Genomic DNA, 13,489 nt, shown 5'->3' with positions numbered 1-13,489 from the left:
GAGCAAGTAACTCCCACTCGTGATCGGTGAGTTCATGGCGGCGTATCACACCCACCATGATCTACCACGAGGTGATCTTTGAAGACGGACCCTAGCTCCGCATGGCGCGGGCGAGCCAGGGGGTCAGAGTCACACGATGGATCGGCTCCTTGTAAGTCTCGTCCCCGGGCAACGGGACATTCAGCCATGCGCCGGGCGGGAAGACCCGACCCGTCACATAGGCCAGGCCACCGTAGACGGACCGCAGGAAGGCCGGGGCCGAGTCTCGGGGAACATCGTGGAACACTACGTCCTCGACACTGATCTTTGCGTCATCCTCCGGGAAGATCTGTACGGTGACGGCCGGGGAGCCTCCCAACTCGATGAAGGCCTCGTGCGGCAGCGAGCCGTCCGGATCGAGAACGGTGAACGCCCCGGCCGAGGTGCGGCGCGACGTCTGGTCCGCGCCGATGTCGTCGGTCACGGTCATCGCGAGGCCGTACTCCCGCGCAATCTCACGTATCGCGGTGACGGCGGCCTCGGTGGTGGGCAGATGTGGATGCGTCATGATCCCACTGTTGCAGCAGGCTGCTGGCTAGCAGCCCGATTCAGGAATCCGACCGTCGGTCGGACGATAGACGGCCACCTTCCGTGAGGCGCGCAGGTTCCTGGACGACCTCGGCGTCGCCGGCGGCGTCACCGTCTGGGCCGAGCGCAGCCAGCAGGCCAACGCCTACGCCCGACCGCCGCGCGGACGGCATCTGGGTGGCCTTGGACCGGCTGACCGGCACCCGCGAGCCTGCCCGGTCGACTACCGCAACCAGCTGGAGGTCGGCGCGCACGGGGGCCGTACCGCCCGCTGGCAGGACCTCGAACTCGTCGTCCACTGGTGCCGCTTCCTCGAGCGGCCCGAGGCCTACCTACGGGCACCTGGTTTGAGCGGATGTCGGAGGTCCCTGCGAAGATCACGGCCATGGAACTCCTCACCGCCCTCGCCGGGCTCGACGCCCACCCCTGGGCCGCCGTCAACCACGCCTACGGCCCTGCCGAGGACCTGCCCCAACTGTTGCGCGCCTTTGCCGAGGGCGGTGAGGGCGCCGACGAGGCACTGGACGAGCTGTACGGCTCGATCGTGCACCAGGGCACCGTGTACGCGGCCAGCGCCGACGCCGCCCCGTACCTCGCCCGAATCGCCGCCTCCGGCCGACAGACCGTCGACGCGCTCCGGCTGCTCGGCTGCCTCGCCGAGAGCGAGGACGAGTACGACGTCGAGCCGGGCGCTGTCCGGGCCGCCGTCACCGCCCAACTGCCACTGCTCATACCGCTGCTGGCCGACGAGGACGCCGCCGTCCGGCAGGCGGCCGGCTGGACGGTCGGCCACACACGGGACACCGGCACCGCCCTGCCCGCCATCCGGGCCCGCCTGGCCGCCGAGACCGAGCCCGCCGTCCGAGCCGAACTCCTCACCGCGTACGGCCGGTTGGACCGCGCAGGCGCCGTCGCCGAGGCCCGCGCCCTGCTCGGCCCGGACACGCCCGCGCCGCTGCGCCTGGCCGCCGTGTTTACCGCGTTGGACGCCGAGGAGCCGTGGCTCGCCGCGCACCACGACGCCGTCCTCGGCCTGTTGCCCGCGCGCGAGACGGCCAGGTCCGGCTACGCGGACGAGCACCGGGAGCCGCTGCGCACGATCGTCGGGATACTGCTGAGGCGGGACACGGACGCCGACCGCGAGAGTGCCCTCGCCCTGCTTGACGTCGCCCTGCGCGACGAGCGGCCCGAGGTGCAGGCCGAGGCCCTGTGGGCGGCCGACCGCGCCTGCACCCTGTCCCGCAGCGCCCCGCAGCGGCTGATCCCCGCGATCGCCCCGCTCGCCGCCAACTGGGCGGCCGCCCAGCTGCTGGGCAAGCTCGGCCCGGCCGCCGCCGAGGCCGCGGCTCCCGTCCTCGCCGAACTCGCCGCGCAGCCGGACGACGAGGCGGCCGACCAGGCCCTCGCCGCGCTCGTCCTCGTGGCGCCACAGGCCGCCGCCCCACTGCTGGCCCGGGCCCTCGGCCGGCGCCCGCGCGCCATGCAGTGCGCCGCCGGGTCCCACGCCCCGGCCGATGCACCCTTCCCGTTCGACCCGGAGCTATTCGCCGCGGTCCGCGCTCGCCTGGCCGCCAAGGCGCTGGAGAGTCCCGAGGGGTGCAAGGACTGCGGTTGCTCGACAACCGATGACCACAACGACACCGCCAGACTGGTCCACCTGCTCCGCCAATGGGGCCCGCAGGCCGCCGAGGCGCTGCCCGAACTGTGCGCCATCCTGCCCCGGTTCCAGTACGCCGCCACCGCGATCACCGCCGTCGCCGCCGACATCGGACCGGAGCAGCGCGAGCAGGCCGCCACCGCCTTGCGGGCCGGCTCCGGGAAGCTGTTCGTGGCGCAGGCGCTGCACGAGCTGACCGGCGAGACTGGGCCGCTGTTCGCCGCCGCCGAGGCGGCGCTCGCTACCGGGGTGCGCGGCGCCGTCGAGGCCGCCCGCGCCGTGGCCGACCTCGGCCCGGCAGCCGCCCGCCTCACCCCGGCCCTGCGGACGGCACTCGGCCGCACCAACGACCGCGACACCACACCGGAGGTGGACACCGACCTCGCCCTGGCGCTCGCCCTGTGGCGGATCACCGGGGAGGTGACCGAGGTCCTCCCGGTGCTGGTCTCGGTGTTCGACACCTGCGAGGGCCGGCAGTGGTTCCACTGGACGGCCGCCCGCGCCGCCCGCGACATCGCCGTGCTCGGCCCGGCCGGGCGCCCGCTGACCGCCCGGCTCGAAGCTCTCCTCGACGACCCGGCCCAGGCACCCTCGGCCGTCCTCGGGCTGCTCGCCGTCGCCGATCCGGCCGGCCTCGACCGCGCACGGCTCGCCGAAGCGGCGCTGCACTCGGCCGAGACCCGCGCCGACCTCAAGGGCGCCTGCGACGCCCTGCAAGCGCTCGGCGCCGCCGTGCTGACGCCGCAGCAGCACAGCCGGCTGGCCGCGCTCGCCACCGGAGACCGCCGCCTAGTCGTCTCCGGCTCCGACCACGCAATGATCCGCGAGGACGAACAGCTGCGCGCCGCGCTGGCGTCCGTCCTCAACCGGGCTGGCTGAGGCCCAGGTCGTCTCTTTCGGATCTTGTCGGATCAGCGCGCGTCGTTGGGCGCCTGGCTGGGCGTGCCAGCGAATCGTCCGCGTACTGGTGCTGACCCGGTTGGAGCGCAGCACCAGCTCGCGCAGCTGTCGGACGTGATCGACCACAGCCGTGGGGCCAGCGGGCGGCGGGCACTCTTCGGCCGGTTCTGTGTGCTGTGCGCCTAGCCGTGCAGGTCGAGGTCTAGCATCCAGGCGAAGGCGTGTCCGCTGAAGCGAAGGGGTGCTCGTGGCGCAGCTGGTGCGACGACAGCGCGTAAGCGCGTACGTGGGGTATTACGCGTTCGGGTTGCAGGAGTCCGACGACGCAGACTTGCCCGTTCCGTTCCCCGACGACTTCCACCGCGACGTTTTCCTCGGCACCCATCCCGGGCGTCTGGACATCACCAGCGGCGGCCACACCCACACCGCCACGGTGGACGTCGAAGTGTGGGACGCAGCTCCGCCGCCGCAGGATCCTGCTGACTGGGACGAGCAGGCCGAAGCCGATTTCGACTCCACGAGCGGACAGCTTGCGGTGTGGTCCATGCACACGGGCCGCATGGACGACGTCATCACGCTGGCGGACTCGGGCGGCTCCTGGCGCGTGCGGGTCAGCTGCGCTGGCCGCGCCGAGGCCGCTGCCCTCTCGGAAGGGGAAGGGACGGGCGTCGGCGTGGAGCGCTACCTCATCCAGTTCTGGCCCGCGGACCGGTAGGAAGCGGAAATGCTGCGGCGGGGGCGGTCGCGCAGCCACCCCCGCCGGGCAAGGATCAGATCAGTCGACGACGTTGACGATGAAGCCGTCTTCCAGTCCGTCGATGATGCGGTTCTTGGCGTAGAAGCTCTTCAGGATCAGGCCGCCGGCCTGGTTGTCGGCCTTGGCGATCGGTTTCACCGAGAAGTTGAACTTCTTGGCGTCCGGGTCGTACTGCGGTTGGGCGGCTCCTTCGTATGTGCTGGCGAAGGGGTACTCGTCGCACTCCTTGCCCCCGTTGGCGTAGTTGGGCCCCCAGTAGCGCTTGCACTGCTTGACCGCTTCAGACCGGTTCTTGTCGTTGCGCTCGCTGCTCACCGTGCGATGCAGCGGATCTTCCACCGTCTGGCCGGGCACCTTCTTCGCCGACATGTACGGCTTGGTGTCCTGCGGGACGAGGAAGGCCTGTCGGATGTGTGCGGCTTCTGCCCGTTCTTCCGCTCCCTGCTTGGCGCTCAGGGTGAGCGTGGTGATGTAGCTGAACGTGGCGGAGCCCTTCTTGGCCGGGTTGCCGCCGCCGGTGGAGTTGGCCAGGTAGGAGGCGGCGTCCCAGCGGGGTGCGAGCATGAACAGCTTGCCGCCGGTTGCGCCGCTGAGCTTCCAGGGCGCGGGGGCTGTGTAGGTGACGGCGGGCTCGTACACCGCGAAGATCAGGTCGGTGGTGCCGCTGCTGCCCTGCCCCGGGGCGGCCGTCACGGTCTGGTTGAAGGTGCCGGCCGCCTTCAGCTGGGCGAAGGTCCTGCTCCCTGCGGGAAGGTTGCCGCCGCGGGTGTAACGCACCCGGGAAGGCCAGCTCTGGGGGATGTTCCCCTCCGTTGTAATGGGCATGGAGGCGGCGCCGGTCTCGCCGGTGGTGAGGAAGTCGGTGAAGTAGTACTGGAAGTTGATCGTGCGGCTGTTGCTCGGGATAGTGCCGATCACGCGGACGTTGAACATGCTCTCGCCGACCGGGCGGTTGTTCTGGAGCCAGGTCTGCAGGAACGACGCCCCGTCGCACACCGCGAAGCGTGACTTGACGAAGAACTTGTTGTCGCTGCCCAGGCCCTTCTTGCACTCATCGAAGGTCATCGTCCGGGCCGGCTCCGGAGCAGTCGCCTGCGGCGCCGCGGCAGACGCAGACCGTTCAACCGCCCCGTCCGGCACTGTCGGTGAGCCGGAGGCCCGCCGCGACAACTGAGCGTAGGCAGCGGCCGGTCCGACCGTCTCGGACGGCATCTGCGCTTGTGGCTCTGACGCGGCGGCTAGCATCCGCAGTCGCGCCAAGCCGTCCCCGTTCTGCAACTGCTCAAGTGATGGCTTCGCGGCGCCAACGGGCAGCACATAGGACTCCACCCGCAGCTCGCCGACGTCGTCCGCGCTCGCCATCGACGGTGTCGCCGTTAAGACCGCCACCGGCAGCATCGCAACAGCAATCTGGCCGACAAGGCGTCTCACCCATCTGTGGTCCATGTAGTCGAACCCCCGAACTCATACAGCGCCGGGCCTGATGCCCGGCACCCGGTCGGAAGAACCTTTACCGAACAAATGATCGACGCACCCAGTTGCGCGCCTGACATGGCGTGATAGCAGCCGCACCATGGCTGAGATCGCCACAATGACGGCAGCCCACCACGGCTGCCCCAACCCACTCAGACAGCGTCAGTTGCGCTGCTCGAACGGCGCAGTGAGGGAAATGGCCTCCCTGGAGCATGTGCACTGGTCGTGACCGAGTGACCTACTGGATGCTCCAGCGGTGTGGGTGGTGGGGCGCTTCGGGGCAGGCGAAGATGTTGAGTTCGCCCCAGCGGCCCACGGTGATCTTGGTCGGCCTGGCGGCCTGGTACGTGGGCAGGTCCTGGTCTTCCAGTGGCTTCCAGCTGCCGCTGCCGCCGTCCCATTCCGTGCTGTCGATGGTCAGCAGTAGGTGCATCGGTGTCGCGCAGGTCCGGCAGTTCATGGGGTACGGGTCGGTGGCGTGCCAGGAGGCGAACCCGCCGACGCGCCAGCCCGGTGGGATGGACAGGTCGTACTGGTAGCCCACCGGCGCGGCGGCATCGTCGCCCTCCGACTGCTCTGCCTCCTCCTCCAGCGCTTCTTCCCAGGCGCCGATCCGTGCGCACAGGTCCTCCGGGAGGAGGCCGGCGAACGGGTAGGTGGCCACCTGCTCCGGATGCAGCACGCACGGTTCGGGCACGTACCCCTCGAATCCGACGACCTGCGGCTGCGGTGGTGAGGTCTGCACCTCGGTGACTTCCCACGACCGGCGCCAGCGCAGGTCGAGCAGCATGCCGTGGCCGGTCGGGCCGTGGGCGTCGAAGGGGCACCAGAACACCTGAAGCAGATCGCAGTCGTCCGGCCCGGCCGGCAGGTCGGGGATGTCCCTCCTGTAGAGCTGCGCAAGGCCGATCAGTGGCAGCGGGCCGGTCGCAGCAGCCTCTGGTACGCGGTGTTTCTGGCGTAGTTGCTCCAGCAGTCGCCGTTCTTCGTCCGTGGGGCCGGGGTTCGGTTCGCGGAGCCATGCGGAAGCCAGGATCTGCCGCTGCCGGTGGATGTCCGCCGGGCGTTGGCCACGGGCGTGGCTGTGGGGCTCGGTGCACACCGGCCAGGGTTCGTTCGTCGGCCACAGCAGCGGACCGCCCACGGAACTGTCCGCCGCGTCCGGTCGGCCGGGGCGCGGGTGGAGCCGGGTGGTGGTGCCCCGGTAGGTCGCCAGCTCTGGGAAGAGCACCTCGACATCGAGCGGGCGCTGCGGCGTGGTCCTCGACATGCACCTGACCTTAGACAACCGCCGGCCGCACGGCGGCCTGGTGCTCGGCAGTGTGCTGTTCGCGGCGGCCGCCGCGGTGGACCTGTGCCGGCGCCGGGCGGTGGTCTGCCAGCGCGGGGCCCACTACACCGCGGCGGAGCCGACCCAGCTCGATGACCACGGCCTAGCGGTGGTGGCCACCGAATGCTGCAGGTCCACGGTTGGCGCCTGGTCGATCTGACCGCCCGCGAGGGGCGATCGCGCCTGTACGCCAGGGACCGCTGGGGGCGTGAACCCGACGTCGCATTCCGCCCCGTGGCGAGCACGGCCGCCACGGGGCGGACGGGGGCGCGAGCGGGCCCGCTCCCCTACAGGGAGGCGGGCCGTCGGTCAGCGGTGGCGGTGGCCGCCCCAGGAGACGGAGTCGACAAACTGGTGATGGTTGTTGCGCAGGGTTGCGGTGTCGGAGGTGTTGTTCCAGACGTAGGCGCGGCGGTCCTGGTAGACGTCGTGGCGGGAGTCGCGGCCGATGCCGGTGTGGACGCGGACGGTGGAGCGGCCGTCCAGGCGGTAGTGGTGGAAGGTGTAGGTGTGGCCGGCCCGGTCCGACAGCGTCCAGCCGTCCAGGTTCACCGCCCGGCGGGTGCTGTTGGTGATGAGCCCGCCGGTCACTCAGGGGACGCTGACGGCGAAGCCTGGCCCCGTCCATGAGGTCACTTCACTTCCACCGTGACCTTCCACGGCGTGACCACCAAAGGACAGAGATGGCCCGGGTCGGGGCGGCAGCGTCGTTGCGCGGTGACGGTGGCGGTGCCGTCATGTTCCGCGCGGAAGACCGCTGATGCGTCGCCGTTCGGTGTCGTTCGGCCGGTGGTGCGACGGAGACCAGTGGAGTCGCCGGACGCCGGGGTGCTCCAGGTGTAGGTGAGTCCGTTGTCGCGGTAGCCCGTGAGCCGGACGTCGATGTCGTCACCCAAGCTCGCGGTCACGGACCGGCCGTTGTCCGAGTTCGTGAGCACAATGCGCCCGGCCAGCCGAGTTCGGTCGGATGCCTGGCCGTGGGCAGCCGCTGGTGCCGCAGTAGCGGCCATGACAGTGACCACGATCAGTGCCGTGCCCCATGGAGCGGCAGACCACTTTGTTCCCACCATGACTACCTTCCCTTGATCCCGCCGGGCGGCATGTCACCGACGGTGACAGCAGACCAATCCTCCCGATCAGCTCGACAGGACAGCGAAGAATCCGGGCCAAACCACCCGACCGAGGGCTGTGGCGCCTGACCCATCGGACGCGACCTAAGCCCAGACTTCGGGACCTCCGTCGCGCCAGTCGATCAGCGCGGGATCCTCCAGGGCGACGTCGTCCGGGTCCATACCGGCCCGGCGCAGAAACTCGACCACATCGGCCAGCCGCAGCGCACGGCCGACGTCCACCCCGCGCACCGTGACCCGCCGCCCTCCCTGCGAGGGCGGGTGGACGATGACCGGCGGGTGCTCCATCCCCCCAGCGTGCCCTGGAGCTCCGTCGGCCGCATGCTCAGCTTCGCGTCCAGGCCGCCATCCAGCCGACGAAGACCTGGGTGCGGGCGCCGCGCACGGGGACGGTGCCGTCCGTGCTCGTCTCGCGCCGCCGAATTGCACAGACGTTCTGCTCTATTCGCCGGAGTCGAGGGACGCGGCGAAGGCTTCGGCCGCGCCGGGGAAGTCGACGCGGTTGGGGCTGCATCGGGCTCTGCGGAAGATTCGCCAGGATTTCAGGCGGGCGATTCCTCGTTCGACTGGTACACGAGCGGCGGACAAGGCCCGGTTGGCTGTCTGCTCGGCCGGGGTGAGTTCGCCCTGGGGCGGCCGGCGTTTGGGAGTGGTGACCCACTCGCCTGCGCCGATGTAGGCCATGTCGGCGAGGACGGGGACGCCCTGGCGCTCACAGATCCTGATGATCTTGTGGGTGCGGGCGGCGGTCAGGTCGTGTGTTCGGCCCGGCAGGGCGGGTGAGAGCCACAGCGTGCGACCGGCGGGATCCGTGATGACCTGCACGTTCACACCGTGCCGCTTGTGCTTTGTCGAGTAGTCCGCGCGCCCGTCGCCGACCCGGTCACACTCGGCGAGCGTGCCGTCCACGAGAACGTAGTCGGGGTCTGTCTCGCGCAGGACCTTCAGCAGGCCCGGCGCCTTGGCGGCCAGGTGCTCGACGACGGTGGTGACGTACGCGTGGGCGGTGCCGACGGAGATACGGAAACCCGCGGCGATTTGCGCCAGGGGGGCGTGGCGGCGCAGGTATGCCAGAGCGATCACCGCACGCTCGGACGGCCGGAGTTTGCAGCGTCGGTCACCCTCACGGGTGACGATCAGCATCGTCACCCACTCCACGAGTGCGTGCGGCAGGTCGAGTGCGGCAGGATACGGGACCAAACAGGGCTCCTGAGCTGGAGAGTTGAGACCTAGACACCTCTCTCAACGGCACGGGAGCCCTGTCCGTTTTCTACGGTCCCGCCGTCACCCGTCCGGGGGCCACCCTGAAAACCCTCAGTGATCATACCGGGATCTCATGTCATGAGCACGCGGCCTCCCGCGCTGTCAAGAACCGTTTGCTTTCACCCTCAGGAAAGAAGATCGGGAGCGATCGCACGCGCCCGCGACTGCCGGCTCTTGGTCTCACCTGACTGGAACTCGAGGAAATATCCGAAACTCTGAGTGTCAACAGGAATTCCGAGCCGTTCTCCGAGTTCCTGAGCCTGGCTCTCGGTGATTTCCTGCGGAGGCGCATCCGTTCGGGGCTGCCTGCCACCAAGAAACCCTGGGAACAGAGTTCGGCTCAATTCGTCAGGGATCTCGTGGAGACGCCGGAGGTTCTTGGTGTGACGGTGGAATGCGAGGAGAACCCACCCGTCGTCGAGTGGTTGCTCGAGGCGTTCTGGTGCGTACCGCTTCTCGAGCTCCTGCCTCCTGCGCGTGGCGGCACGGAACGCCTCGATATCTGGAGGCGGTGGGGGCGGCGTCTTGATCCTCTCACGGTCCACCACCAGCCATACGTCGTACTCTTCCGTGGTCACGCCGCACATGACGCTGCCGTCAAGAGCCATGGTGACAAATTCCGCGTGTCCAGGCGGTGCGTTGTGCCCCACCAAGTGCTCCGCCATATGTGTTTCACCGTGGACGCGCACTGGTACCCATGGGCCCTCCATCGAAGTTGTGATCAGGAAGCGGCCCTCCGCGTCCACAACATGGTGCTCACGCGCGAGCTGGAGCCACGCCATGTCGACACGTGAACTCAGTTCCGGTCCCACGAGGGGAACCTTCGCAGCCGGGTCCGTCCCTCCGATGGTGATGCCCACTGCGCGCCGAGGCGCGGGCAGGGAATCGGCTGGGGACTCGTCAAGGATTTCCAGGCCACAGCGGCGAAGGAGTTCAGTGGAAGCTGGCTCGCTCATATCAGGGGCAGACCTCTCCGCCTTTGTAGAACAGGTGGTGGTCACCACCAGGCTTGTTGACTTTTCCGTACCGCTCGAAGTTTTCGTCGGACGGATACTTGCTGGCCCAGCCGAAGTTCACCCCTGTACGATCTGAGCCATGCTTTGGCTCCCCTACGTGAAAGTGAGAGCCAGCCGGATCGTGAGTGTGCTCGACAACCACCCGCGAGCCTTGTGATGTCTCGAACTGGCGCATATTGCCCCAGTGTGTGGGCTCCGGGTCGTAGACATAGAAATCGTGCCCCTTTCGCCTGACGTCGTCCCCGATTTCCCACTCGAAATCCGGCACTCTATCGTAGTTCACTCCCGCCATGTCGAACGCTGCTCGCTCCGCGCTCGCGCGATCCGGGAACGGGTTTCCCTTTTCGCCCAGCGGGAGCTCGGCCAGGCCGAGGGGGTCGATTCCGTGAAGGGGATTGGTGACGTAGGCGACAGGGTTCGGAGCGGGAGCGAGCCCCAAGGGGTCCGGAGTGAGGTAGCGGGCACTGGCAGGGTCGTAGTGCCGAAAGTAGTTGTGGTGAAGACCTGTTTCGGGGTCGTAGTACTGACCGGGGAATCGCAGCGGGGTGTACGCCGTCGCGTCGCGGTTCCAGGCGGTGGCGCCCCACAAAGTGGACCGGGAGCGCCAAGCGATGGTCCCCTGTTCGTCGACCAGTTCGGTGGGAGTCCCGACGATGTCGGTGACGACTGCGAAGAAACGAGCGTCGATCTCCTCCTGAGGAGCGTCAATGCTGTGGATCCGTTCCCGCTGAGTGAGCGGTGCAGTGCCGTCATGGTCCCATGTGAGGCTCACCGCGCGGTCATTGCCGGTGAAGCGGGTGGTCTGCTCGCACAGTGTGGTGCCGTCCCAGGTGAAGTCCACCTGTTCAACGACCGTGCTGCCGTCCGCCGCCAACCGCAGTTTGGCGCTGCGTCGACCAAGCGGGTCGTAGTGGTAGCGCCAGCGAGTTCCATCAGGAGTGGTGACGGACGTGAGGCGATCCTCGGCGTCCCACTCGTAACGCCACGTGTCGGGCTTGGACGACAGGCGAGCCTTCTGGCGGAGGCTTACGCGCCCGGCAGCGTCGTATTCATAGCGAACGCCGCCGGCGGAGTGGATGCGGGTACCGGTGTAGGTACGCGGCCCGGTCGCCTCCTGGTGAGGCATCGATGTAGGCCAGGATGCTTCTGTCTGGTTGCCTGCCTGATCGTAGGCGTAGGTCTCCGCCCACCCAGCCGAGCGCACACTCGTGATTCGGCCTGCTGGGTCAAGGTCGTACCGACGGGAGCCGTTGAGGCGGTCGTCGACGGCGATCACATGACCGTCTGCGCGGTAGGTGTAGGCACGATGTTGCAGACGCCGGGAGTCCGGGCCGGTCAGCTCCTGACTCAGCAGCAAGCCGTGTGGATCGTAGCTGTGGGTCAGGATGAGGCTGTCCCCGATGCGTCGCGTCAGCTCCTGGCCTGCCGCATCGCGGTCAAACTTGATGATGCGACCAGAGCTGCTCAGCTCGGTGCGACGACCCGCGGCATCGTACTGCCAGGTGCTGGTAGCACCAGTCGGGGTGGTACGGCTGACGCGTCGCCCCAGCACGTCGTAGGTGTAGCGCTGTGTGCGGCCGTTCACCGTCTCGGCGACCAGACGCCCCACAGCGTCCCGCTCCAACGTAAGGACAGCATCGGGGGTTCTCGCCTCGGTCAGGCCACCTGTCGCGTCGTAGGCATAGGTGGTGACGAAGCCGGCTGCGTCTCGTGCCACGGTACGGCCCAGTAGGTCGCGTTCGAAGCTGATCACTGCCCCGGAAGGTGTGGTGCGGCTGACCAGTTGCCCGGCAGCGTCATAAGTGTAGCTGACGACCCGGTCGTCGAAGTCCGTCTCCTCGACCAAGTGTCCTGCCGGGTCGTACTGGTAAGTCCAGGTCAAGCCCTGGGGGTTGATCACCTTTCGCAGCCGCAGCTCCGCGTCGTACTCGAACTCGTACCGCGCGCCTTCGGGCGAGATGCTCGCGGACTGCAGGTTGAAGTGCGTGTACTCGAACCCGGAGACGGCGCCCATAGCGTCCGTGTGGGTCAGGCAGTTGCCGTCGCCATCAAATGTCCAGGACTCGGCAGCGCCGTCCGGGCCAGTGCGACGAGCAAGCTTGCCTTCCGTGGTCCACTCGAGTCGCACCGTCGCGCCCAGCGGGTCGGTGACTGCTGTTTGGCGGCCAAATGCGTCACGTTCGCAGAGGGTGGCCGCACCCTGCGGATCGATGGTTTCCACCGGCAGCCCGGCTTCGTCGCAGCGTACGCGTGTCCTTGCGCCGAGGGGGTCGATGACTGCGGTCAGACAGCCTCGGTCGTCGTAGACAAAGCGCGTCGTCGCACCGGCGGCATTGGTGACAGATGTCCGATTGCCGAAGTCGTCGAACTCCTGAACAGCGTGAGAACCGTCATCGCGCTGTACTGACACAAGGAGCCCGAGTTCGTTGTAGCGCATGGCCGTCCATGAGCCATCGGGGCGCCACACGGCGAGCATGTTGCCCTGATCGTCCCAGGTGTACTCCGTGGTCCGGCCCAGTGGATCCGTGCGAGCCAGCACCTGGCCATGGGTATTGACGGTCTGCCGGGTCGTACGACCGAGCGGGTCGGTCTCCGCAATGATCTGGCCACGTTCGTTGAGCTGGTAGAGCGTGACGTGACCCAGCGCATCCGTCCAGCGAGTGGTGCGATTCTCGGAGTCGTAGACGAACGTACCGGAGAGATACCCTTCGGGACCGATGGTCTGTATGACCCGCCCGGAATGGTCATGGACGTACCGGTAGCTGGAACCATTGCGATTGGTCCAGGAGGTGATCCGCCTCTCGGCGTCGTAGTCGAAGCGCAGCGGTTGCCCCGAGGAATTGACAACCTCCGTGAGATCTCCGGAGGCGCGGTCGTATCCGTAGGCCATGACCTGCACGGTGTCGTCGGTGTCGGGGCCGGTGCGCAGGGACAGCCCGGTGATACGGCCCAGCTCGCCGTCGGCGGTGAGGTGGACGTCGTAGCCGCCGCTGTGGGTGATGGACAGCGGCAGGCCGGTGCCGTCGCGATGGATGTCGATCTGGTTGCCGTTGCGGTCCTCGATCGTGGTCAGCCACAGTTGCCAGCCCGCGCTGCCTGGGCGCGCGAAGTACTTCGTCCAGCCGGTGCGCGGGTCGGTGGTGGCGAACTCCATGTGCGCCGAGCCGACCTCACTGGTGCGGTGCAGCGGTATTCGAGGGCCTTCCAGCGGCAGTACCTCGGGCTGCTGCGGGGTGGGTAACTGGTCGTAGACCAGCAGGGTGCCGTCTTCGCGGGCCCAGACGGCCTTGTTGCGGATGTCCACCTCGATCCGCTCGTCCACGGTCGAGGCCCAGGACGGGCCGAACCAGGTGCCGAAGGTGTAGTCCGACAGATGCGTGCGCTTGAGCACGAGGG

The 13,489-nt window shown here is 68.4% G+C and carries 12 protein-coding genes and 1 pseudogene; 3 read left to right on the top strand and 10 right to left on the bottom strand.

What is annotated here, in order from left to right; genetic code table 11:
* Positions 1-91 precede the first annotated feature (91 nt).
* Positions 92-547, bottom strand: coding sequence for a hypothetical protein (locus tag ACZ4SW_RS36905; protein WP_468253465.1), 456 nt, complete (start codon positions 545-547; stop codon positions 92-94).
* Between the two features lie 40 nt (positions 548-587).
* Positions 588-866: a hypothetical protein gene (locus tag ACZ4SW_RS36900; RefSeq protein ID WP_468253464.1), complete on the bottom strand. Its 279-nt coding sequence runs from the start codon at positions 864-866 to the stop codon at positions 588-590.
* Between the two features lie 56 nt (positions 867-922).
* On the opposite strand from ACZ4SW_RS36900, the gene ACZ4SW_RS36895 reads away from it, so the two are divergent.
* Both ACZ4SW_RS36895 and ACZ4SW_RS36890 read left to right on the top strand, forming a co-directional pair.
* Positions 923-3,103 (top strand): HEAT repeat domain-containing protein, encoded by a 2,181-nt coding sequence (locus ACZ4SW_RS36895; protein WP_468253463.1) that lies wholly within the window; start codon positions 923-925, stop codon positions 3,101-3,103.
* Between the two features lie 268 nt (positions 3,104-3,371).
* On the top strand, positions 3,372-3,839 hold the full coding sequence (locus ACZ4SW_RS36890; protein WP_468253462.1) for a hypothetical protein: 468 nt from the start codon (positions 3,372-3,374) through the stop codon (positions 3,837-3,839).
* A gap of 60 nt (positions 3,840-3,899) precedes the next feature.
* Here ACZ4SW_RS36890 and ACZ4SW_RS36885 read toward each other — a convergent pair whose 3' ends face one another.
* Both ACZ4SW_RS36885 and ACZ4SW_RS36880 read right to left on the bottom strand, forming a co-directional pair.
* Positions 3,900-4,946: a NucA/NucB deoxyribonuclease domain-containing protein gene (locus ACZ4SW_RS36885; RefSeq protein ID WP_468253461.1), complete on the bottom strand. Its 1,047-nt coding sequence runs from the start codon at positions 4,944-4,946 to the stop codon at positions 3,900-3,902.
* A gap of 646 nt (positions 4,947-5,592) precedes the next feature.
* Positions 5,593-6,624, bottom strand: coding sequence for a hypothetical protein (locus tag ACZ4SW_RS36880; RefSeq protein ID WP_468253460.1), 1,032 nt, complete (start codon positions 6,622-6,624; stop codon positions 5,593-5,595).
* Here ACZ4SW_RS36880 and ACZ4SW_RS36875 point away from each other — a divergent pair.
* Positions 6,623-6,844 (top strand): hypothetical protein, encoded by a 222-nt coding sequence (locus ACZ4SW_RS36875; RefSeq protein WP_468253459.1) that lies wholly within the window; start codon positions 6,623-6,625, stop codon positions 6,842-6,844. The two genes, ACZ4SW_RS36880 and ACZ4SW_RS36875, sit on opposite strands and share 2 nt — an antisense overlap.
* Before the next feature lie 149 nt (positions 6,845-6,993).
* Here ACZ4SW_RS36875 and ACZ4SW_RS36870 read toward each other — a convergent pair.
* The 6 genes and pseudogenes from ACZ4SW_RS36870 to ACZ4SW_RS36845 form a co-directional block, all read right to left on the bottom strand.
* Positions 6,994-7,260 (bottom strand): annotated as a pseudogene (locus ACZ4SW_RS36870) (lamin tail domain-containing protein); the annotation flags it as partial.
* A 56-nt stretch (positions 7,261-7,316) separates the two neighbouring features.
* A complete protein-coding gene (locus ACZ4SW_RS36865; protein WP_468253458.1) occupies positions 7,317-7,754 on the bottom strand; it encodes a hypothetical protein in 438 nt (145 codons plus the stop codon).
* A gap of 144 nt (positions 7,755-7,898) precedes the next feature.
* Positions 7,899-8,102, bottom strand: a complete 204-nt coding sequence (locus ACZ4SW_RS36860) for a hypothetical protein (RefSeq protein ID WP_468253457.1) — start codon at positions 8,100-8,102, stop codon at positions 7,899-7,901.
* Positions 8,103-8,255: 153 nt separating this feature from the next.
* Complete coding sequence (locus ACZ4SW_RS36855) at positions 8,256-9,014, bottom strand: transposase (RefSeq protein WP_468253456.1); 759 nt, start codon at positions 9,012-9,014, stop codon at positions 8,256-8,258.
* A 188-nt stretch (positions 9,015-9,202) separates the two neighbouring features.
* Positions 9,203-9,889, bottom strand: a complete 687-nt coding sequence (locus ACZ4SW_RS36850; protein WP_468253455.1) for a hypothetical protein — start codon at positions 9,887-9,889, stop codon at positions 9,203-9,205.
* A gap of 145 nt (positions 9,890-10,034) precedes the next feature.
* The coding region (locus ACZ4SW_RS36845) for an RHS repeat-associated core domain-containing protein (RefSeq protein ID WP_468253454.1) at positions 10,035-13,489 on the bottom strand (3,455 nt) is incomplete at its 5' end.

The organism is Streptomyces sp. NPDC028331 (genome assembly GCF_055565775.1).
The sequence above is the reverse complement of the archived record's forward strand: the minus strand, read 5'-3'. Positions and strand labels throughout refer to the sequence as shown.

Coding starts and splice junctions, on each gene's coding strand:
- ACZ4SW_RS36875 (WP_468253459.1), top strand. CDS start 6,623: ATGCACCTGACCTTAGACAACCGCCGGCCGCACGGCGGCCTGGTGCTC.
- ACZ4SW_RS36865 (WP_468253458.1), bottom strand. CDS start 7,754: ATGGTGGGAACAAAGTGGTCTGCCGCTCCATGGGGCACGGCACTGATC.
- ACZ4SW_RS36905 (WP_468253465.1), bottom strand. CDS start 547: ATGACGCATCCACATCTGCCCACCACCGAGGCCGCCGTCACCGCGATA.
- ACZ4SW_RS36885 (WP_468253461.1), bottom strand. CDS start 4,946: ATGACCTTCGATGAGTGCAAGAAGGGCCTGGGCAGCGACAACAAGTTC.
- ACZ4SW_RS36860 (WP_468253457.1), bottom strand. CDS start 8,102: ATGGAGCACCCGCCGGTCATCGTCCACCCGCCCTCGCAGGGAGGGCGG.
- ACZ4SW_RS36895 (WP_468253463.1), top strand. CDS start 923: ATGTCGGAGGTCCCTGCGAAGATCACGGCCATGGAACTCCTCACCGCC.
- ACZ4SW_RS36880 (WP_468253460.1), bottom strand. CDS start 6,624: ATGTCGAGGACCACGCCGCAGCGCCCGCTCGATGTCGAGGTGCTCTTC.